Source organism: Aeromonas sp. BIGb0445, assembly GCF_024809075.1.
In the GTDB taxonomy this organism is placed as follows: Bacteria; Pseudomonadota; Gammaproteobacteria; order Enterobacterales; family Aeromonadaceae; genus Aeromonas; species Aeromonas rivuli.
The window spans coordinates 101029-120184 of the sequence record NZ_JANUES010000006.1 but is presented as its reverse complement, the minus strand read 5'-3'; the positions used below and the strand labels follow the sequence as shown (position 1 = coordinate 120184).

Annotated in this window: 20 protein-coding genes; 3 read left to right on the top strand and 17 right to left on the bottom strand. The window is 57.7% G+C overall.

What is annotated here, in order from left to right:
* The 6 genes from ispH to murJ all read right to left on the bottom strand — a co-directional run bounded on the left by ispH (position 1) and on the right by murJ (position 7445).
* Entirely contained in the window at positions 1-936 is a 936-nt protein-coding gene (gene ispH, locus M2367_RS13835; protein ID WP_042044194.1) for a 4-hydroxy-3-methylbut-2-enyl diphosphate reductase, read from the bottom strand.
* A 79-nt stretch (positions 937-1015) separates the two neighbouring features.
* The gene (gene fkpB / locus M2367_RS13830; protein WP_259237014.1) at positions 1016-1471 is read right to left on the bottom strand and encodes an FKBP-type peptidyl-prolyl cis-trans isomerase; all 456 of its coding nucleotides are present in this window, start codon (positions 1469-1471) and stop codon (positions 1016-1018) included.
* Complete coding sequence (gene lspA, locus M2367_RS13825) at positions 1468-1983, bottom strand: signal peptidase II (RefSeq protein ID WP_042044196.1); 516 nt, start codon at positions 1981-1983, stop codon at positions 1468-1470. The genes fkpB and lspA overlap by 4 nt, the downstream gene beginning before the upstream one ends.
* Entirely contained in the window at positions 1983-4844 is a 2862-nt protein-coding gene (gene ileS, locus M2367_RS13820; RefSeq protein ID WP_259237012.1) for an isoleucine--tRNA ligase, read from the bottom strand. Before ileS ends, lspA begins: the two co-directional genes overlap by 1 nt.
* A complete protein-coding gene (gene ribF, locus M2367_RS13815) occupies positions 4844-5818 on the bottom strand; it encodes a bifunctional riboflavin kinase/FAD synthetase (protein WP_042044198.1) in 975 nt (324 codons plus the stop codon). Before ribF ends, ileS begins: the two co-directional genes overlap by 1 nt.
* Positions 5819-5879: 61 nt before the next feature.
* A complete protein-coding gene (murJ, locus tag M2367_RS13810; RefSeq protein WP_224431308.1) occupies positions 5880-7445 on the bottom strand; it encodes a murein biosynthesis integral membrane protein MurJ in 1566 nt (521 codons plus the stop codon).
* A gap of 191 nt (positions 7446-7636) precedes the next feature.
* Here murJ and rpsT point away from each other — a divergent pair, with 191 nt between their 5' ends.
* The gene (rpsT, locus tag M2367_RS13805; protein ID WP_005892298.1) at positions 7637-7900 is read left to right on the top strand and encodes a 30S ribosomal protein S20; all 264 of its coding nucleotides are present in this window, start codon (positions 7637-7639) and stop codon (positions 7898-7900) included.
* Between the two features lie 48 nt (positions 7901-7948).
* Here the strand turns inward: rpsT and M2367_RS13800 are convergent, their stop codons facing one another.
* From M2367_RS13800 to rppH, 8 genes are all read right to left on the bottom strand, one after another.
* Positions 7949-8251, bottom strand: coding sequence for a metalloregulator ArsR/SmtB family transcription factor (locus tag M2367_RS13800; RefSeq protein WP_259237010.1), 303 nt, complete (start codon positions 8249-8251; stop codon positions 7949-7951).
* A gap of 49 nt (positions 8252-8300) precedes the next feature.
* On the bottom strand, positions 8301-9233 hold the full coding sequence (nhaR, locus tag M2367_RS13795; protein ID WP_042044201.1) for a transcriptional activator NhaR: 933 nt from the start codon (positions 9231-9233) through the stop codon (positions 8301-8303).
* Positions 9220-9609 carry a hypothetical protein gene (locus M2367_RS13790; protein WP_404972878.1) on the bottom strand — a complete coding sequence of 130 codons (390 nt, stop codon included), beginning with the start codon at positions 9607-9609 and terminating at the stop codon, positions 9220-9222. The genes nhaR and M2367_RS13790 overlap by 14 nt, the downstream gene beginning before the upstream one ends.
* 14 nt (positions 9610-9623) lie before the next feature.
* The gene (gene nhaA / locus M2367_RS13785) at positions 9624-10814 is read right to left on the bottom strand and encodes a Na+/H+ antiporter NhaA (RefSeq protein ID WP_042044203.1); all 1191 of its coding nucleotides are present in this window, start codon (positions 10812-10814) and stop codon (positions 9624-9626) included.
* A gap of 248 nt (positions 10815-11062) precedes the next feature.
* On the bottom strand, positions 11063-11857 hold the full coding sequence (gene thyA / locus M2367_RS13780) for a thymidylate synthase (RefSeq protein ID WP_042044204.1): 795 nt from the start codon (positions 11855-11857) through the stop codon (positions 11063-11065).
* The gene (gene lgt / locus M2367_RS13775; RefSeq protein ID WP_042044205.1) at positions 11854-12678 is read right to left on the bottom strand and encodes a prolipoprotein diacylglyceryl transferase; all 825 of its coding nucleotides are present in this window, start codon (positions 12676-12678) and stop codon (positions 11854-11856) included. The genes thyA and lgt overlap by 4 nt, the downstream gene beginning before the upstream one ends.
* A gap of 73 nt (positions 12679-12751) precedes the next feature.
* The gene (ptsP, locus tag M2367_RS13770; protein WP_042044206.1) at positions 12752-15019 is read right to left on the bottom strand and encodes a phosphoenolpyruvate--protein phosphotransferase; all 2268 of its coding nucleotides are present in this window, start codon (positions 15017-15019) and stop codon (positions 12752-12754) included.
* A 12-nt stretch (positions 15020-15031) separates the two neighbouring features.
* Positions 15032-15559, bottom strand: coding sequence for an RNA pyrophosphohydrolase (gene rppH / locus M2367_RS13765; RefSeq protein ID WP_084218272.1), 528 nt, complete (start codon positions 15557-15559; stop codon positions 15032-15034).
* 735 nt (positions 15560-16294) lie between these two features.
* Between rppH and mutH the strand changes: the two genes are divergently transcribed.
* Entirely contained in the window at positions 16295-16969 is a 675-nt protein-coding gene (mutH, locus tag M2367_RS13760; RefSeq protein WP_259237060.1) for a DNA mismatch repair endonuclease MutH, read from the top strand.
* Between the two features lie 80 nt (positions 16970-17049).
* The gene (locus M2367_RS13755; RefSeq protein WP_042044208.1) at positions 17050-17373 is read left to right on the top strand and encodes an isoamylase early set domain-containing protein; all 324 of its coding nucleotides are present in this window, start codon (positions 17050-17052) and stop codon (positions 17371-17373) included.
* An 83-nt stretch (positions 17374-17456) separates the two neighbouring features.
* Here M2367_RS13755 and rplS read toward each other — a convergent pair whose 3' ends face one another.
* From rplS to rimM, 3 genes are read right to left on the bottom strand one after another with little or no spacing between them, the layout of a single operon-like run.
* Positions 17457-17804 carry a 50S ribosomal protein L19 gene (gene rplS, locus M2367_RS13750; protein WP_005892418.1) on the bottom strand — a complete coding sequence of 116 codons (348 nt, stop codon included), beginning with the start codon at positions 17802-17804 and terminating at the stop codon, positions 17457-17459.
* 35 nt (positions 17805-17839) lie between these two features.
* Positions 17840-18586 (bottom strand): tRNA (guanosine(37)-N1)-methyltransferase TrmD, encoded by a 747-nt coding sequence (trmD, locus tag M2367_RS13745; protein ID WP_042044209.1) that lies wholly within the window; start codon positions 18584-18586, stop codon positions 17840-17842.
* A 33-nt stretch (positions 18587-18619) separates the two neighbouring features.
* Entirely contained in the window at positions 18620-19141 is a 522-nt protein-coding gene (gene rimM, locus M2367_RS13740; RefSeq protein WP_224431314.1) for a ribosome maturation factor RimM, read from the bottom strand.
* Positions 19142-19156 lie beyond the last annotated feature (15 nt).

Sequence of the window (19156 nt, the reverse complement as noted above, 5' to 3'; positions counted from 1 at the left end):
CTAAATAATTCTAAGTTCAGGGGGAACTTCGAACACCACATTCTCTTCGCGGCCCGGGTGTTCGGCTACGATCTTGCCGCCCAGCTCTCGCAGTCGGGCGATGACATTCTTCACCAGTACCTCAGGCGCCGAGGCACCCGCCGTCACACCTATGGTCTTGACCCCCTCCAACCAGACTGGCTCTATCATGGTAGCGTCGTCGATCAGGTAGGCACGGGCCCCCACTTTCTCGGCTAGCTCGCGCAGGCGATTGGAGTTGGAGGAGTTGCGCGAACCGACCACCAGCATGGCATCCACCAGCCCGGCCATTTCCCGTACCGCATCCTGGCGGTTCTGGGTGGCGTAGCAGATATCGTCCTTGCGCGGCCCCTGGATCTTGGGGAACTGTTTGCGCAGGGCATCGATGACATCCGAGGTCTCATCCACGCTCAGGGTGGTCTGGGTGACAAAGCAGAGATCGTCCGGGTTCTTCACCTTGAGTTTGACCACATCGTCCGGCGTCTCCACCAGATACATGCCGCCCTCAGGGTTCTCATACTGCCCCATGGTGCCGATCACCTCAGGATGGCCTGCGTGGCCAATCAGCACGGCCTCTGAGCCCTTGCGGCTGGCACGGTGGACTTCCATGTGCACCTTGGTCACCAGCGGACAGGTGGCATCGAATACCTTGAGGGCACGGGACTTGGCCATCTCGCGCACTGTCTTGGCCACGCCATGAGCGGAGAAGATGACGATGCTGTCATCGGGCACCTCATCGAGCTCCTCGACAAAGACGGCCCCTGCATCCTTGAGCTTGTTCACCACATAGCGGTTATGCACCACCTCGTGACGCACGTAGATGGGGGCACCGAATTTTTCCAGCGCACTCTCGACGATGCTGATCGCACGATCGACACCGGCACAGAAGCCACGGGGATTAGCCAGTAGAATATCCATCAGATCACCTCACTCATGCTGAGGGCACCATCGACATCCACGCGACAAAAGCCACGGGGGTTAGCCAGTAGAATATCCACTATCCATGCACCTCTTCCATGTCATCGACGGCCAGGATCTCCACCTCGAAGGTGACGGTATGACCGGCCAGGGGGTGGTTGAAATCGACCGTGACCGACATGCCTTCCACCGCCCGCACTATGCCGGGCAGCTCGCCGCCATTGGGCTGGTCGAAGACGATGATGGCGCCGACGGTGGGCTCCACATCCGCACCGAATTTGGCTCGGTCCAGATGGTAGATGTTGTCCGGGTTGGACAAACCAAATGCCTGCTCCGGCGCCAAGGTGAAGCTCTTGGCCTCCCCTTGCCGCAGGCCCAGCAAACACTGCTCGAAGGTATCGGTCAGGCTGCCATCCCCCATCGTCAGACGGGCCGGTTTGCCGTGCAACTGAGTGCTGTCGGCGACGGAGCCATCTTCCAGCTTGATGGTGAAGTGGAACAGCACAGTGCTGTCATGGCTGATGAGCTTGCTCATACCGACTCCTTGCCGTGCTTGTTCGCCGCCTTTTCGCTTCGAAAACCTTCCAGCACTATCATGGTCGCACCGATGAAGATGAAGCTGTCGGCCAGGTTGAACGCAGGCCAGTGGGAACGCTGCCAGTAGAAATCGAGGAAATCGACCACATGGCCCAGCACCAACCGATCGAACACGTTACCAAGGGCCCCGCCGATGATGAGCGAATAGGCGATACCGCTCCAGCGCATGGTCACCGGCTGCTTGCGCAGCCAATGTATCAGCAGGCCACAGATAGCGAAGGCCAACAGGGCGAAGAACCAACGCTGCCAGCCCCCCTGCTCGGCCAGGAAGCTAAATGCCGCGCCCTTGTTGTAGACATGCACCAGATTGAAGAAGGGGGCGATCTCCACCCCCGGGTAGCCAAACGGCAGCATCTTGACCACAGCCAACTTGGTCGCCTGGTCAAGGATGAAGGCCACAACCGCCAGCCACAGCCAGCGCAGGCCACTCTTTTCATGAGTCATCTTCATCAAGCAAATTGACGAGCTTCGCCGTCACCCTCAACGTTGCTGACGCAGCGGCCACAGATCTCTTCGTGACCTGCTATGGTGCCCACGTCTTCCACATGGTGCCAGCAGCGATCGCACTTGGCGGCCGCAGACTGGGCTACATTCAGCCACAAATCGTCACGCTCGGTCGCAACGCTGCCTTCTGGCATGCTGTCTGCCAGGACTACGTTAGCCTTGGAGGTAAGCAGCACGAAACGCAGCTCGTCGCTCAGGGCATTGAGACGCTCGGCCAGAGCAGGCTTGGCGAACAGGGTCAGCTCGGCCTGCAAAGAACCGCCGATACGCTTCTCACCACGGGCGGCTTCCAGGGCCTTGTTCACCTCACCGCGCACGGTCAGGATCTCGGCCCAGAACTCATCCCCCATCTGCTCACCGGCAGCCAGACCATAGAGGCCGTCATACCACTCTTCGGTGAACACGAACTCGGTCCGCTCACCCGGCAGCAGCGCCCAGATCTCATCGGCGGTGAAGCTCATGATGGGCGCCATCCAGCGCACCATGGCCTCGGCGATGTGATACAGCGCGCTCTGGCAGGAGCGACGGGCCAGACCATCAGCCTTGGCGGTGTATTGACGGTCCTTGATCACATCCAGATAGAAGGAGCCCATCTCGATGGAACAGAACTGCATCAGCTTCTGAGTCACCCCATGGAAGTTGTAGGACTCATACGCTTCGATGATCTCGGCTTGGACAGCCTGAGCACGGCCCACGGCCCAGCGATCCACCACCACCATGTCGGCAGGTGCCACCATGTCGGTTGCCGGGTTGAAGCCGCTGAGGTTGGCCAGCAGGAAGCGAGCTGTGTTGCGGATGCGGCGATAGGCATCGGCACTGCGCTTGAGGATCTCGTCGGAGACGGTCATCTCGCCGGTGTAGTCGGTGCTGGCTACCCACAGACGCAGTATGTCGGCACCCAGTTTGTTCATCACATCTTGCGGGCTGACCACGTTACCGATGGACTTGGACATCTTGCGACCCTGACCATCGACGGTGAAGCCGTGGGTCAGAACCTGGTTGTAGGGCGCCTTGTTATTCATGGCCACCCCTATCATCAGGGAAGACATGAACCAGCCACGGTGCTGATCCGAGCCTTCCAGATAGAGGTCGGCGGAGTGGCCGTTGAACTCGGGGCGTGCAGCGACCACAGAGGAGTGGGTCGAGCCCGAATCAAACCAGACATCCAGGGTGTCAGGCACCTTGTCGTAGTTGTCGGCGTCGGCTCCGAGCAGCTCGGCCTTGTCCAGATCCCACCAGGCCTGGATGCCTTCTTGCTCGACCCGCTTGGCAACTTCGTGCATCAGGCGCACGGACTCCGGGTGCAGCTGCTGGGTCTCTTTGTGGACGAACAGGGAGATGGGCACACCCCAGGTACGCTGACGGGAGATACACCAGTCCGGGCGATTCTCGACCATGGCCTGGATGCGGTTCTTGCCCCAGGCCGGTACCCAGCCGCTCTGACCCTGCTGCGCGATGCCATCTTGTTCGATGCGCTCAATCTCGGCCAGCGCCTGCTTGCGCAGCCCTTTCTGTTCCATGCTGATGAACCACTGGGGGGTGGCACGGAAGATGATTGGGGTCTTGTGACGCCAGCAATGCGGATAGGAGTGATTGAACATCTTGTGATGGAGCAAGGCACCATGAGTCTTGAGCACTTCGACCACTGCGGTATTGGCCTTGAACACATGCTGACCGGCGAACAGCTGGGTATCCGGCAGGTAGACGCCGTTGCTGCCAACCGGGTTAGCCACTTCCAGACCGTACTTCTGGCCGACCACGAAGTCTTCCTGACCGTGACCAGGTGCCGTGTGCACGGCGCCGGTACCGGCATCCAGGGTGACATGATCACCCAGTACTATGGGCACATCAAAGTTGTAGAACGGGTGCTTGAAGCGCAGCAGATCGAGGGCTGCGCCCTTGGCATAGCCCAGATTGTGGAACTTCTCGATACCGGCTCTGTCCATCACGTCCTTGACCAGATCGGCGGCCAGGATCAGGCGCTCCGGGTGCTCACCTTCAACCTGGACCAGGGCATAGTCCAGATCCGCATGCAGCGCGACGGCACGGTTGGCCGGCAGGGTCCAGGGGGTGGTCGTCCAGATAACGACGGAGAGCGCGCCACGGCCAAAATGGCCCTCGGCACAGTCGAACCTGGCCGCCACGTCAGCCTCATCGACGGCCCTGAAACGCACATCGATGGAGGGGGAGTCCTTGTCGTAATATTCCACTTCGGCTTCAGCCAGGGCGGAGCCACAGTCGGTACACCAATGCACTGGCTTGGAGCCTTTGTGCAGGTGGCCGTTGTCGACGATCTTGGCCAGGGAGCGGATGATGTTGGCTTCGGTGCCAAAGTCCATGGTCAGGTAGGGTTTCTCCCAATCCCCCAACACGCCCAGACGGACGAAGTCGGTCTTCTGGGCCTCAATCTGGGTCTTGGCGTACTTGCGACACTCGGCGCGAAATTCGGCAGCGGAAACCTTGACGCCAGGCTTGCCAACCTTGCCTTCCACTTTCAGCTCGATGGGCAGACCATGGCAGTCCCAACCCGGCACATAGGGGGAGTCAAAACCGGACAGCCCCTTGGACTTGATGATGATGTCTTTGAGGATCTTGTTGACCGAGTGACCGATGTGAATGCTGCCGTTCGCATAGGGAGGGCCGTCATGCAGGATAAATGAAGGCTTGCCCGCTTTGGCGCGGCGAATCGTCCCGTAGAGATCCTGATCGTACCAACGCTTGAGCATACCGGGTTCGCGCTTGGCCAGATCGCCACGCATCGGGAACTCGGTTTCCGGAAGATTCAGGGTGTGTTTATAGTCGCTCATCAGTCCTGGGTTCCCTTCTTTTCTAAAAGAGTGCTGGGTAAATTGAATAACGGCAGCCCAAACCAGGCTCGGGCTGCCTGGGCATCTCGTTCGATCTGCTCTTTCAAGGCGGAGAAAGAGGCAAATTTTTGCTCTTCGCGCAGTTTGTGGCGAAGCAGCACCTTGACCTGTTGACCGTAGAGATCGCCAGAAAAATCAAATAAATGTACTTCCAATCTGGCCTGCGAGCCGCTCAACGTCGGCCTCACACCCACATTGGCGACACCGGGGAATAGATTGCCGGAACATACCACTTCCACCGCAAACACGCCACCGACCGGGCTGACCCGGCGCTTGAGGGCAAGGTTGGCCGTCGGAAAACCTATGGTGCGCCCCAGCTTGTCACCATGAGCCACCCGGCCAGTGATGGCATAGGGACGACCGAGCATCAGTTCCACCTCGGCCAGGCGGCCCGCGCTGAGGGCTTCCCGCACTAGGGTGCTGCTGACCCGCTGGCGGGCAAGCTGGAAACTCTGGGTGCTGACCACCTCGAAGCCGTGACGGCGCCCGGCTTGTTGCAGCAGTTGAAAATCCCCTTCCCGGCCCTTGCCGAAGCGAAAATCATCCCCCACCACCAGGTAGCGAACCCCCAGTTTCTCGACCAGCAGCTGCTTGATAAAGGTGTCGGCGGACTGGGCGGCAAACTCGCGGCTAAAGCGCACGCAAAGCAAACGGTCTATGCGCAGCGCCGCCAGCGCCTCCACCTTCTCTCGCAGGCGGGAGAGGCGGGCAGGTGCGTCATCCCCTGCAAACAGCTCCAGAGGCTGAGGCTCAAACAGCATGACGCAAGCTGGCAGCCCAAGCGCCGCAGCCTTCTCCTGCAAGCGCGTCAACACAGCCTGGTGACCCTGATGGACCCCATCAAAGTTGCCAATGGTCAACACACAGCCCTGGTGACGGGGCTTGAGATTGTGAATACCGCGGATAAGCTCCATCAGTGCCTTGTGTTCTGCTGCTGTCGAAATCGCCGGATTATATATCAGGCGGCGGTCTGGATCAGCCCTCGCGGCTGGATTTCAGGTGTCGTGGCCGAATTCCGAGCACAAGCAGGCAGATCCCGTAGACGCCGCCCCCTATCAGCAGCAGCAGCGTCAGCTCCCAACTCGCCTTGGCCATGCTCCAGGCTCCCCATTGAGCGAGATCCGGTGACAGGTAGCCAAGCAGCCCCCCCATCATCAGGGTCGCCGCCAATAACTTGAGGCAGAAGAACCCGGTCTGACGGGATGGGCGATAGACGCTCTGTTGATACAAGCCTTTGAATAACAAGGCGGCGTTCAGGGTCCCGGCACAGGCAGTGGCCAGCGCCAATCCCACATAGCCGAGGGGGTAGATGAAGATGAGGTTGCACACCATGTTGGTCACCATCGCCATGATGCCGATCCGCACCGGAGTCTTGGTGTCCTGGCGTGCATAGTAGCCTGGGGCCAGCACCTTGATCAGCATCAGTGACAACAGGCCCGTGGTAGAGGCCAGCAGACTGGCACTGGACATCGCCACCTCATGCAGACCGAACTCACCACGCATGAACAGCACCCGCAGTATGGGCTCACGGAGCATGGCAATCCCGATCATGGCGGGCAGGCCGAGCAGCATCACCATGCGCACCCCCCAATCCATGGTGCGGGAAAAATCGGCAGGATCTGAATCCACATGTTTTTTGGCCAAGGCAGGCAAGATGACGGTGCTGATGGCCACCGCAAACAGCCCGAGCGGAAATTCCAGCAGCCGATCCGAGTAGTAGAGATAACTGATGGCACCGGTGGCCAGGAAGGAAGCGAGCATGGTGTTGATCAGCAAGTTGATCTGGCTGACCGAGACGCCAAACAGCGCCGGGATCATCAGGGTACGGATCTTGACCACCCCGGGGTGATGCCAGCCCCACTTTGGCCATACCAACATGTTGATTTGGCGAAGGAAAGGATACTGGAATAGAAACTGTACCAAGCCGCCCAAGAAGACCCCGATGGCCAGGGAGAGCTCGGGCCTCTCCATCAGCGGCGCTATCCACCAGGCCGACGCTATCATGGTGATGTTGAGAAAGACGGGGGTAAAAGAGGAGACGGCGAAGCGGCCGAAGGTGTTGAGTATGGCCCCCGCCATGGCGGTAAAGGTGATAAACCAGAGGTAAGGGAAGGTTATCTTGAGCATCAAACTGGCCAGCTCGAACTTCTCGGCGGCCGGACCACCATGTAACCAGTCCCAGAACCAGCCCCAGCCAAACAGCGCCGTCAGCACACCGGAGCCCAGCACACCGAGCAGAGTCACTATGGTCACTATGCCGCCAAGGGTCCCCGCCACCGCCGCCAGCAGCTCGCGCACCTCCCGCTCATCGCCATTTTTTTTGTACTCGGTCATGACGGGGACGAACGCCTGGTTGAAAGCACCTTCGGCAAAGAGCCGCCGCAGGAAGTTGGGAATACGATTGGCAAAGAAGAAGACGTCGGCAGCCGCGCCTGCACCGAGCAGATTGGCGATAACCACATCGCGAACCAAGCCCATCACACGGGATACCAGTGTCATTGAGGACACTATCATACCGGATTTGATCAATTTCTTACTCAAGACGAGGCCTCTGGAACTGTCAGAATGGAAAGAATGCTGCTAGAATCGGCCGACAGTTTAACCGCCTCCCAACTGACACACCACCGGGGGGCGGTGTTTATTTGCACAAATCATTTGACAATATGTGGTTGAGAAGGCATATTTCCGGGCCTTTTCAATACACTCGCTAAGACAGTTTTAGGAGTTTTACCTTGGCTAATATCAAATCTGCTAAGAAGCGCGCGATTCAGTCAGAGAAACGTCGTCAACACAACGCCAGCCGTCGTTCAATGACCCGTACCTATCTGAAGAAAGTAATTGCTGCCATCGCTTCTGGCGACAAAGCTGCTGCCGTTGCTGCTTTCGCTACCGCTCAGCCGATCATGGATCGCATGGCTACCAAAGGCCTGATCCACAAGAACAAAGCTGCTCGTCACAAGAGCCGCCTGTCTGCCCAGATCAAAGCTATGGCTTAATCAGCTTCGGCTGAATAAAGCAAAAAAACCGGCCTCTGTGCCGGTTTTTTATTTATCTGTCGTGCAATAAAGTGTGTGCAACAAACCTATCATCTCGCGCACCTCATGGCTGCGCAGCGAATAATAGACCGTCTGGGCCTCTTTTCGCGTCTCCACCAACTCATCCCGCCGCAGTACAGCCAGGTGTTGTGACAACGCAGACTGGCTCAAGCCAAGTACTTCATTCAATTCGCCCACCGACAACTCCTTGTCTAGCAGCTGACAAAGAATGAACAGCCTTCTCTCGTTGGCCAGCGCCTTGAGCAAGGCTACCGCCCTGCCTGCATTCGCCTCCATCTCCTCCAGTACCATGGCGCTCTCCTCTGACGTCAATGGCGATAATAGCTTGATTGACCTCAATTTAAAACGACAGGGTCGCTGGCTGTATGGTGGAAAAGTTCTCCTGCCCGGCAAACAGGAAAGAGAAGTCACTCTCGCATACCCGCTTGACCGCCGGGTGCTGGATCATCCGCTCGGCAAAGATGACGTAATACTCCTCCATCAAGTCCTGGGTCTCGCCGATCAGCATGACCCCCTCCCCTTCCAGTATCTCTTCCCGGTAGATGGTGGGCGCCATAAAGATACCCTGGTTGAAGAAACCGAACGCCTTCATCAACGCCGCGTCATCGAACTCGCCCAAAATGCTGGGGGAGATGCCTTGCTGCTCGAACCACTGGGTCAATTGACGCCCCATGGCGGTACGGCGACCCGGAATGAGCAACTTGCGCTCCTCCAGACAGGCGGGAAAGGGTTTCTCAGGCAGTGGTGCCTTGCAAAAAAAGCTGACCCCACAGCCGCCGAGCCGCTTGGAGAGCAGGCCGGCATGCTGGCTGGAGTCCACCGGACAGTCGGAGAGGATCATGTCGAGCTTGTGCTCGCTCAATTGCTCGAGCAGCAACTCGTGGGTCGATTCGAAGCAACGCAGATGGATGGAACCATCATTGGGAATGACGGAGAGCAGTACCCGGCTAGCCAGGCGCTTGGAGAGCGCATCGGCGATACCGACGTCGAACAGTATCTGGCTCTCCTTGCGGTAGTTGACGATATCCAGCATCTCGTAGGAGAGGCTGAACATCTTGTCGGCATAACGAAACACCAGCTGGCCCAGCTCGGTGGCCTCCAGAGAGCGCCCCTTGCGTTTGAGCAGCTTGCCCCCCAGTCGATGCTCCAGCAGCTTGATCTGGCCTGTGACCGTCTGGGGAGTGAGGAAGAGTGCCTCCGCCGCCTGCGTGACGGAGCCCTTCTTCTGAGTCATCCAAAAATAGTAGAGGTGGTTGTAATTAAGGTGTGACATCCGATGGGGTTTCCGCGCTGCGCGGACTCCGGTAGCAGCTGAGTTCAACCGCCAGAATGTCATACATGTCGCTGACCGAGTCAACCTTGTTTGCCGCGAACTGGCTAATCAGGGTCTGTTTCAACTTGACGGCATCGGGTCGACGCTGGTCACAGTAGCGTTTGTTGTCATGCTTGAGTCGCTCACCGACCCGGCTGCGCAGCGCTCGCTCCTGGAAGGTTTCCCCAAAGCGGGCGCGGGCCTGTTGATCGCCCATGCCCAGGGCGCCATCCACTACGCCATCGAGATAGGCGGAGCAGTCAGGCGAAACGGCATCCTGCTTGCATTGTTCCAACCCGCTGGCCCATGCCATGGTCGGCCCAAGCAGCATCAACATCACCACAATCTTCCTCATAACCCCTCCGTACTCTGATTGGCGATCCCCTTGGGCAGGGACAAGCGCAGGGCGACATAGCCCACCACGGCGGCCAGGGTAGAGCCGACCAGTATGCCCAGACGCGAGTAGCTGCCGTAATCCATGCCGCCGTGCTCGAATGCCAGGGAGGCAATGAACATCGACATGGTAAAGCCTATGCCGCACAGAATGCTGACCGCAAAGATCTGGCGGAAGTTAACCCCAGGTGGCAGCTGAGCTATGCCCAGACGCACCGACAACCAGCTGATGGTGAATACGCCCAGTGGCTTGCCCACGAACAGACCCAGCATGATGCCCATTGGCACAGGGCTCAGCAAGGTATCCAACCCTATGCCATCGAGGGAGACACCAGCATTGGCAAAGGCAAACAGCGGCAAGATCAGATAAGCACTCCAGGGATGGAGCTGATGTTCCAGGTGCTTGAGCGGCGAGACATGCCGCTCCCCCTTGAGGGGGATCAGGAAACCAACCACTACCCCGGCAAGGGTCGCATGGACACCTGACTTGAGCACGGCGACCCAGAGCACCAAACCGACCAGCATGTAGAGGGAGATGCGATCCACTCCCCGGCGATTCATCCACACCAGGATCAGCGTGGCCACCAGACCCACCGCCAGCGCCGTCAGTGACAACTGCTGGGTGTAGAAAAGGGCAATGATGATGATGACCCCCAAGTCATCCATGATGGCCAGCGCCAGCAGGAACACCTTGAGGCTGGTCGGTACCCGCTTGCCGAGCAGCGCCATGACACCGAGTGCAAAGGCGATGTCGGTAGCCGCCGGTATGGCCCAGCCTGCCCGGGTCACGTCGTCCGAATAGTTGAAGAAAGAGTAAAGCAGGGCAGGCACCAACATGCCCCCCACGGCAGCAATGGCCGGGAAGGTTGCCTGCTCCCTGGAAGAGAGTGCCCCTTCCATCATCTCCCGCTTCACCTCCAGACCGACCAGCAGGAAGAAGATGGCCATGAAGCCATCGTTGATCCAGAGCAGCAGGGGCTTGTGGATATCCAGTGCAGAAATACGCACCTGAACCGGGGTGTTGAGAAAGGCTTGATAGGCATCAGCCAAACTGGAGTTGGCGAGCAAGATAGCAACCAGTGCCGCCAGGATAAGAATAATCCCCGAAGCGGACTCCAGTTTCAGAAAGCGTTTTAATACATCACTCATGGTCAAGCTATCCCCCAAAAATCCTATTGGATTCAGTCTAGACAGGGATGGGAACAATGAAAAATCGTTTCTTACAGCCTAAACCAACGGAAAAACCGAAGGCAAAATCTTAATGAGCGGCTATAAGCATATATCAAGCCACTGGGCATTAGGTCGAACCGGCACTCTATCAATGAATAGTTACCTTCATATTTGCATATTTTGCATATAAAGAAGAGATGAAAAAGGCGCCCGCAGGCGCCTGTGTATTAGATGGCGACGGGCGCCTTGATGCCAGGATGGGGATCGTATCCCAGGATCTCGAAATCCTCGAACTGGTAGTCGAAGATGGAGCCCGGCTTGCGTTTGATTGCCAGTTGCGGCAGTGCGCGCGGTTCCCGGGAGAGTTGCAGCGCCGTCTGCTCCATGTGATTGGAGTAGAGATGTACATCACCGCCAGTCCAGACGAAGTCGCCTACCGCAAGATCGCACTGCTGGGCCACCATGTGGGTCAACAGGGCATAGCTGGCAATATTGAACGGCAGACCCAGGAACACATCGCAGCTGCGCTGGTAGAGCTGGCAGGAGAGCTTGCCGTCCGCCACGTAGAACTGGAAGAAGGCGTGACAGGGGGCCAGCGCCATCTTGTCCAACTCACCCACGTTCCAGGCCGAAACGATGATACGGCGAGAGTCCGGGTTGTGCTTGATGTCATCGATGGCCTTCTGGATCTGATCGACCACGGTGCCATCGGCCGCCGGCCAGGATCGCCACTGAGCACCATAGACAGGGCCCAGATCGCCATGCTCATCGGCCCACTCATCCCAGATGCTGACGCCATGTTCCTTGAGGTAGGCGGTATTGGTATCGCCATTGAGGAACCAGAGCAGCTCGTGAATGATGGAGCGCAGGTGGCACTTCTTAGTCGTGACCAAAGGGAAACCCTCGGCCAGATTGAAGCGCATCTGATGACCGAACAGAGACACAGTCCCCGTACCGGTACGATCAGATTTGACCGTGCCCTCATCCAGGATTTTCTGCATCAGGTCAAGATAGGCCCTCATTTGGCCTCCTTGGGGGCATTACCAAACAGGCGAGGCTGCTTGTAAGCGGCCCAGACCATGAGGGCACCGGCCAGTATCATGGGGGTAGAGAGGATCTGTCCCATGCTGATCTCCTGGAAATAGAGACCAAGCTGGGCATCCGGCTGGCGGACAAACTCCACCAGGAAGCGGAACAGACCGTAGCAGAACAGGAAGAGGCCCGAGATGGCACCACGGGGCGGCTGCTTGCGCCAGAACAGATTGAGGATGATGAACAGCACCACCCCTTCCAGGGCAAACTGGTAGAGCTGGGATGGGTGGCGCGGCTCGGGGCCAGCCTCCGGGAAGATGATGGCCCAGGGCACATCGGTGACCCGGCCCCACAGCTCGCCGTTCAAGAAGTTGCCGATGCGGCCAACGCCCAGTCCGAACGGGATCAGCGGCGCCACAAAATCTGCCACCGTGAAGAAATGACGCTTGGTCTTGTGGGCAAACCAGACCATGGCGGTGATGACACCAATCAGGCCACCGTGGAACGACATACCGCCGGTCCAGATCTTGAACAGATAGAGGGGATCGGCCAGGAAGAGGTCGAAATTATAGAAGAGTACGTAACCGACTCGTCCCCCCAGGATCACCCCGAGGAAACCGTAGAACAGCAGATCCGAGACCTCATCACGAGTCCAGCCACTGTTGGGACTGTCGGCGCGGCGGCCAGCCAGCCACATGGCGAAGGCAAAACCGAACAGGTACATGAGGCCATACCAGCGTACCGACAACGGCCCCAGGCTGAATGCGACGGGATCAATCTGTGAGAAAACCCAATATCCATCGTGCTGCATAAGCGTCTCTGTCAAACGAAAAGCCGCATTTTGCGATGAATCTCGCAGGGGGACAAGGTTTGATGTTAATCAGTTAAGGCTTATGACCGGCTCGCAGCAGACCACCCAGGCCCTGTTCTTCCAGATAGCGGGCGAACAGACCGCGCAGCACATGGGGGTTGTCATGTTTGAGCCCCTCGGCCAACAGGCTGCTCAGCTCGCTCAGCCTTGATTGGCGCAACACATACTTGATGCGGGCTATGTTGTGGGTGTTCATGCTGAAGCGGCGATAGCCCATGGCCAGCAGCAGCAGCACGCCGACCGGATCCCCAGCCAGCTCGCCGCAGACCGACACCGGCTTCTTGTATTGATGGGACGCATCGACCAGCAGTTGCAGGGCCCGGATCACCGCCGGGTGGAAAGCGTCATAGATGTTGGCCACCCGGGCATTGTTGCGATCTACCGCCAGCAGATACTGAGTCAGATCGTTGCTGCCCACGGACCAGAAGTCGATGAGGGGGGCCATCTCCGGCAGGATGTAAAGGGCGGAAGGCACCTCTATCATGGCGCCAAGGCTGGGATAATTGATGGTGGCGCCGCGGGTGGCCGCCTCTTCCGAGACTTCCCGCCAGGCCTGATCAAGCAGACGACGGGAGGCTTTTATCTCCCCCACGCTACTGATCATCGGCAGCATGATGGTGAGGTTGTCCAAGCCTTCGCTGGCGCGCAGCATCGCCTTGAGCTGCACCAGGAAGAGCTCAGGGTGATCCAGGGTGAGCCGGATCCCCCGCCAGCCGAGGAAGGGGTTCTCCTCGACGATGGGGAAGTAAGGCAGGGGTTTATCGCCGCCGACATCCAGGGTACGCATGCAGACGGGGCGATCGCGATAGGTTTCGAGAATGCCGCGATATCGCGCCGTCTGCTCCATCTCCGAGGGGAAACTGTCTTGCAGCATGAAGGGGATCTCGGTGCGATAGAGTCCCACCCCATCGGCCAGCTGATTGAGGGATATCTCGGTGTCGGCGCTGAGGCCGGCGTTGAGCAGCAAGGAGACCTTGACGCCATCCGCCGTCTCGGACGGCAGGCTATCGACGCTGCGCACTAGGGTATCGAGGGCCCGCTCCTCATCGAGCAACTGGCGATATTCGGTCAGCAGCAGGGCGCTGGGTTCGATGAAGAGATCGCCGCTGTAGCCGTCCAGGATGAGCGGACGGCCGCCAATGTCACCGAGGGGCAGCTCGACCCCCATGATGGCGGTAATGCCCATGGCCCGTGCCAATATGGCGGCGTGGGAGTTGGTTCCCCCCTTGAGCGACACCACCCCGCTCAGAAACTCTCGCGGGATCTCGGCCAATATGGTGGCGGTCACCTCATCCGCCACCAAGATAACGGGTTCACCTATGGTGAAATGTTCGGGTTCATTCTGCACCAGACGGCTGATGAGCCGCTGGGCTATGTCCTTCACATCGGTGGAGCGCTCCCGCAGATAGGGATCTTTCATGCTCCGGAACTGATCGATCAGCCGATCGCTGACCAGCTTGACCGCCGAGACCGCAGTCCAGTGCTCCTTGCTGACCTTATGACGGATCGGCTTGATGTAGCTGGGATCATCGAGCAGATGCAGATAGATGTCGAAAATGGCGACCGAATCCTGGCTGTAGCTCTCGCGAAAGCGCAGCGCCAGACTCTCCAGATCGTGACGCACCTCTTCGACCGCCTCATCGAGACGGACCAACTGAGCCTGGTGATCCTCATCCTTGCGTGGATTGATGGTATTGAGCGCCTTGCGCGGGCGCCAGACCCAGGCCTTGGCGATGGCAATGCCACTGGCGCCAGCGATGCCGCGCAGTGGCTTGCTCCAGTCGGTTTTCTGCAACCAGCCCTTGGTCTGGGCATGGGCGATCCGGGCCGCCAGTTGGGCGGCCAGCGTCACGAGGAAGGACTCCTCGCTCTCATCAAACAGCCGGCTCTCTTTTTGCTGCACCACCAGGATGCCCACCACTTGGCGCTGATGCATGATGGGAGCGCCGAGGAAGGAGCGAAATGCCTCCTCGGCCACATCGGGCAGAAACTTGAAACTGGGGTGGGAGGGGGCATCGGCCAGGTTGATCAGCTCTTCGCGCTGACCCACCAAACCGACGATGCCCTGTTCGAACGGCAGCGTGGTCTTGCCTACCGCAGCCTGTGCCAGGCCGTCAGTGGCCGCCAGCCGGTAGCAGCGAGCCTCGGGCTCGGAGACGTAAACAGAACAGCAGGATACCTGCATGGCGAGCCGGGTCTGGCCCACCAATGCTTCCAGTGCCTGTTCGAGGGTGTTGGCCTGGGCCATGCTCTCGACGATACGCCTCAATTCCGTCAGCAAATACTCTGCTCCTTAGCGAGAACGGTGGCGCCGTCCTTCCTTCTTGTTACTCACCTGCTGCACCACTGGCATAGCCAGCGGAGCAAACTCCTTCATCACCCTGCGATACACCTCCCGTTTAAAGGAGACGACCTGCCGCACCGGATACCAGAAACTGACCCAGCGCCAGTCATCAAACTCAGGATGACCATAACAGCCAAATTGAATGTGCGACTCGCAACCAGCATTCAACTGCAGCAGAAACCATTTCTGTTTTTGGCCAACACAGACCGGTGAACTGTCCCAACGGACAAGACGTTTGGGTAAGCGATATTTGAGCCAGTTACGGCTGATAGCCAGTATGGTCACATCCTCGGGCTTGAGGCCAATCTCCTCATACAATTCCCGAAACATGGCCTGCTCTGGTGTCTCACCCTCATCCACTCCCCCCTGGGGAAACTGCCAGGAGTGCTGTCCATAGCGCTTAGCCCACAGAACTTGTCCTTCGCGGTTACAGATCACGATGCCGACATTGGGACGAAACCCGTCACCATCTATCACGTGATCACCTTATAAAGGCTGAATCTATAAGGAGATTGTTCCACATTCACCCCTTGGCAGCAAACGGCGGTTACATCCCGCGAATCATGAATAACTTTCAATTTCAACCCAAGTTATAAACAAACTCAGGGATCCTCATCCAGGAGTTGCTCACGCTAACTGTGTATAACACTGTGAGCAAACGGGTATACCCCCACATACTAGCAAACGAGATCCCGAACGAACAGTCATATCCACCTTGGAACAGTTAAGAATAACTTCTTTAAATACATATAAATAACCATAAACAACTGGATCAAGATCCATGACTTTATCGCCTCAGGATCCCGGATCCAGATTGTGAACAAGTCTGGGTGCTCAAAGATCCATCAAGAGGAAATTATCCACAAGGCCTGAGCTCTTTCTCATCAGGATCCCGGCTGAAAAAGCGGTCAGATCACATTTTTTTTCTCCCAAAGTGGGAACTGATCCCCATGGGGATCAGTTATCCAAGTTTTCTGTGGATAACTATGTGTAACAAGCAGGGCAAACCCTTGGACAAGTTCAAGGCCTGAGGATCCTGATAACAACAAAGCCAGATTTCCTCATCAAAATCATTTAAAATCATGGTGATAAGTAGCAGCGTCCCATTAAGAGTCCCCCACTTTTCCCGTTCAGCCCACTGCTGATAAAATCAGCAGATCCAGATCTGGGGCGCGGATCCCAACCCTTTCAACCACAGGAGAAGCTATGCCTATGCCCATGCCACCCCAGTCAGAGCAGGAGCTGCTGACCCGTGCTCATGCCATCGCCGGGTTCACCCTGGCCCAACTGGCAGCTGAGGCCGGCATCAAGGTGCCCCGGGATCTGCGTCGGGACAAGGGCTGGGTAGGTCAACTCATCGAGTGGCAGTTGGGCGCCAGTGCTGGCAGCAGACCGGAGCAGGATTTCCCCGAACTGGGCATAGAGCTCAAGACAATACCGGTGGATCCCAGAGGCAAGCCGCTGGAAACGACCTTCGTCTGCGTGGCGCCGCTGGTTGGCATCAGTGGCCAGCACTGGGAGGCATCGAATGTGCGCAACAAGCTCTCCCGGGTGCTCTGGATCCCGGTCGAAGGCAGTCGCGATATCCCGATAGGAGAGCGCCGAGTTGGCATGCCGTTGTTGTGGATCCCCAGTGCCGAGGAGGATGCCTTGCTGCGCCAGGACTGGGAGGAGCTGATGGACATGATAGTGCTGGGAGAGGTCGAACAGATCAGCGCCCGTCACGGCCAAGTGATGCAACTGCGCCCCAAGGCCGCCAACAACAAGGCACTGACCCGCGCCATTGGTAGAGCTGGCCAGCCGATCATGACCCTGCCCAGGGGCTTCTATCTCAAGATCCCCTTCACCCACGCCCTGCTGATGCGCCATTTCGCCTTGCCCGAATGAGACTTTATCTATCGTCTTGTCATGAATTGGTATAAAAATAACCAGCCTGGTTTCTTCATAGCCAATGACAAGGAGGCGTCATGCCTATCAACAAGCAGTTCCTCAAGTCCCGTCCGGAAGTCAAGGTCACCTTCGAAGTGGAGAAAGCCGCCGCAGAGGGGGCTGAGCAGGTGTTACTGCTGGGGGAGTTCAACCAGTGGCAACCGATCGAGCTCAAGCGCATGAAAAGCGGCGAGTTCAAGGCGACCCTCAACCTGCCCACCGATGGCCCCAGCCACTTCGAGTACTGTTATCAGCTGGTTCACTCCGATGGAGAGAGCCGCTACGACAACGACTGGGCGGCGGATGCCTATGTGCCAGGCCCGTTCGGGCGTGACAACTCGGTGGTGCGAGTCAGCGCCTAGGCCGCACCCCAGCAACAAAAAAGGCTCGCCATTGGCGAGCCTTTTCACTATCCGTCGATAAATCGACACCAATTCGAATCGAATTAGTTGAGCTTCTCTTTGATACGAGCAGCTTTGCCGGACAGGTTGCGCAGGTAGTACAGTTTGGCGCGGCGAACATCACCACGACGCTTCAGTTCTACACTGTGGATCAGCGGAGAGTGAGTCTGGAATACACGCTCAACACCTTCGCCGTTGGAGATCTTGCGAACGGTGAAAGCAGAGTGCAGACCGCGGTTACGCTTGGCAATAACGATGCCTTCGAAAGCCTGCAGACGCTCTTTGCCACCTTCTTTAACACGCACTTGAACACGTACGGTATCGCCCTGGGCAAAAGCCGGGATGTCGCTACGCAGTTGCTCTTGTTCAAGCTGCTGAATAATCTTGCTCATTGTCTTTCCTTACCTAGGATAAACTGAAAACTCTACTAAACGTTGTCACGCACTTCGCGGACATACTCGGCAAGAAGTGACTCTTGCTCGTCAGTCAGAGCTAGGTTGTTAATAAGTTCCGGCCTACGTTGCCAGGTTCGTCCGAGCGATTGCTTGAGCCGCCAGCGTCGAATCACTTCGTGATTGCCGCTTGTCAGCGCCTCCGGCACCGCCAATCCATCCAACACCTCTGGCCGAGTGTAGTGGGGATGATCCAGCAAGCCATCCGTAAAGGAGTCCTGCTCGGCACTGGCCTGATCCCCCAATACCCCTGGAACCAGACGCGAAACCGCATCGATCAGGGTCATGGCAGGCAACTCGCCACCACTTAGCACGTAATCGCCGATAGACCACTCTTCGTCGACTTCGGTTTGTATCACGCGCTCATCGACACCTTCGTATCGACCTGCGATCAGAATAAGCTTCTGATCCCTTGCCAGCTCGGTTACGCCCGCTTGAGTCAGCTTGCGTCCCTGAGGGGAGAGATAGATGACTTTCGCCCCGTCTCCCGCCGCTTGCTTGGCTGCATGAATCGCATCACGCAGCGGCTGAACCATCATTAACATGCCGGGCCCACCACCATAAGGACGATCATCGACCGTACGGTGTTTGTCGTGGGTAAAGTCCCGGGGGTTCCAGCACTCAATCTGCAGCAGGCCACTCTTGACGGCCCGACCCGTTACCCCGTGTTCGGTAATGGCTCGGAACATTTCCGGGAAGAGGCTAATCACCCCAATCCACATAAGAAACCTCCGATACTCTGTTACCGCGGGAAACTAGAAACCAGGATCCCAATCAACTTCGATTGTACGAGCAGTCAGGTCAATATGCTTGACCACCTGCTCTTCCAGGAACGGAATCAACCGCTCCTTTGCGCCAAAGGCATCTTTTACATTAGCCTCAACCACCAACACATCGTTGGAGCCGGTTTCCATCAATTCGGTCACCTTGCCAAGGTCATATCCTGTGGTGGTCTTTACTGCACAACCTATGAGGTCGCGCCAGTAGAACTCACCATCGGGCAGACTCGGCAACTGATCGGCGGGTACGCCAATCTCGACATTGGTCAATGCCAGGGCATCCTCGCGCACATCGATACCATCGAGTTTGCAGATCAGACCCTTGTTGTGACGCTTCCAGGCCGAAACCTTGAGTTCACGCCACACCCCGTTCTGATTGATCAGCCAGGGTTTGTAATCGAAAATCGCTTCGGCAACATCGGTGAAGGAGTTCACTTTCAGCCAGCCCTTGATGCCGTAGACGGTACCCAGGGTGCCCAGAACTATAGGTTTATCCACCTTAACTCCCTACCG

What these genes read in the sequence shown, in the direction of transcription:
- ribF (WP_042044198.1), bottom strand. Translation starts at nt 5,818, where the DNA reads ATGGAGCTTATCCGCGGTATTCACAATCTCAAGCCCCGTCACCAGGGC.
- M2367_RS13755 (WP_042044208.1), top strand. Translation starts at nt 17,050, where the DNA reads ATGCCTATCAACAAGCAGTTCCTCAAGTCCCGTCCGGAAGTCAAGGTC.
- nhaA (WP_042044203.1), bottom strand. Translation starts at nt 10,814, where the DNA reads ATGAGTGATGTATTAAAACGCTTTCTGAAACTGGAGTCCGCTTCGGGG.
- rplS (WP_005892418.1), bottom strand. Translation starts at nt 17,804, where the DNA reads ATGAGCAAGATTATTCAGCAGCTTGAACAAGAGCAACTGCGTAGCGAC.
- thyA (WP_042044204.1), bottom strand. Translation starts at nt 11,857, where the DNA reads ATGAGGGCCTATCTTGACCTGATGCAGAAAATCCTGGATGAGGGCACG.
- ispH (WP_042044194.1), bottom strand. Translation starts at nt 936, where the DNA reads ATGGATATTCTACTGGCTAATCCCCGTGGCTTCTGTGCCGGTGTCGAT.
- lspA (WP_042044196.1), bottom strand. Translation starts at nt 1,983, where the DNA reads ATGAAGATGACTCATGAAAAGAGTGGCCTGCGCTGGCTGTGGCTGGCG.
- nhaR (WP_042044201.1), bottom strand. Translation starts at nt 9,233, where the DNA reads ATGTCACACCTTAATTACAACCACCTCTACTATTTTTGGATGACTCAG.
- trmD (WP_042044209.1), bottom strand. Translation starts at nt 18,586, where the DNA reads ATGTGGATTGGGGTGATTAGCCTCTTCCCGGAAATGTTCCGAGCCATT.
- lgt (WP_042044205.1), bottom strand. Translation starts at nt 12,678, where the DNA reads ATGCAGCACGATGGATATTGGGTTTTCTCACAGATTGATCCCGTCGCA.
- ileS (WP_259237012.1), bottom strand. Translation starts at nt 4,844, where the DNA reads ATGAGCGACTATAAACACACCCTGAATCTTCCGGAAACCGAGTTCCCG.
- fkpB (WP_259237014.1), bottom strand. Translation starts at nt 1,471, where the DNA reads ATGAGCAAGCTCATCAGCCATGACAGCACTGTGCTGTTCCACTTCACC.
- M2367_RS13800 (WP_259237010.1), bottom strand. Translation starts at nt 8,251, where the DNA reads ATGGTACTGGAGGAGATGGAGGCGAATGCAGGCAGGGCGGTAGCCTTG.
- M2367_RS13790 (WP_404972878.1), bottom strand. Translation starts at nt 9,609, where the DNA reads ATGTTGATGCTGCTTGGGCCGACCATGGCATGGGCCAGCGGGTTGGAA.
- mutH (WP_259237060.1), top strand. Translation starts at nt 16,295, where the DNA reads ATGCCCATGCCACCCCAGTCAGAGCAGGAGCTGCTGACCCGTGCTCAT.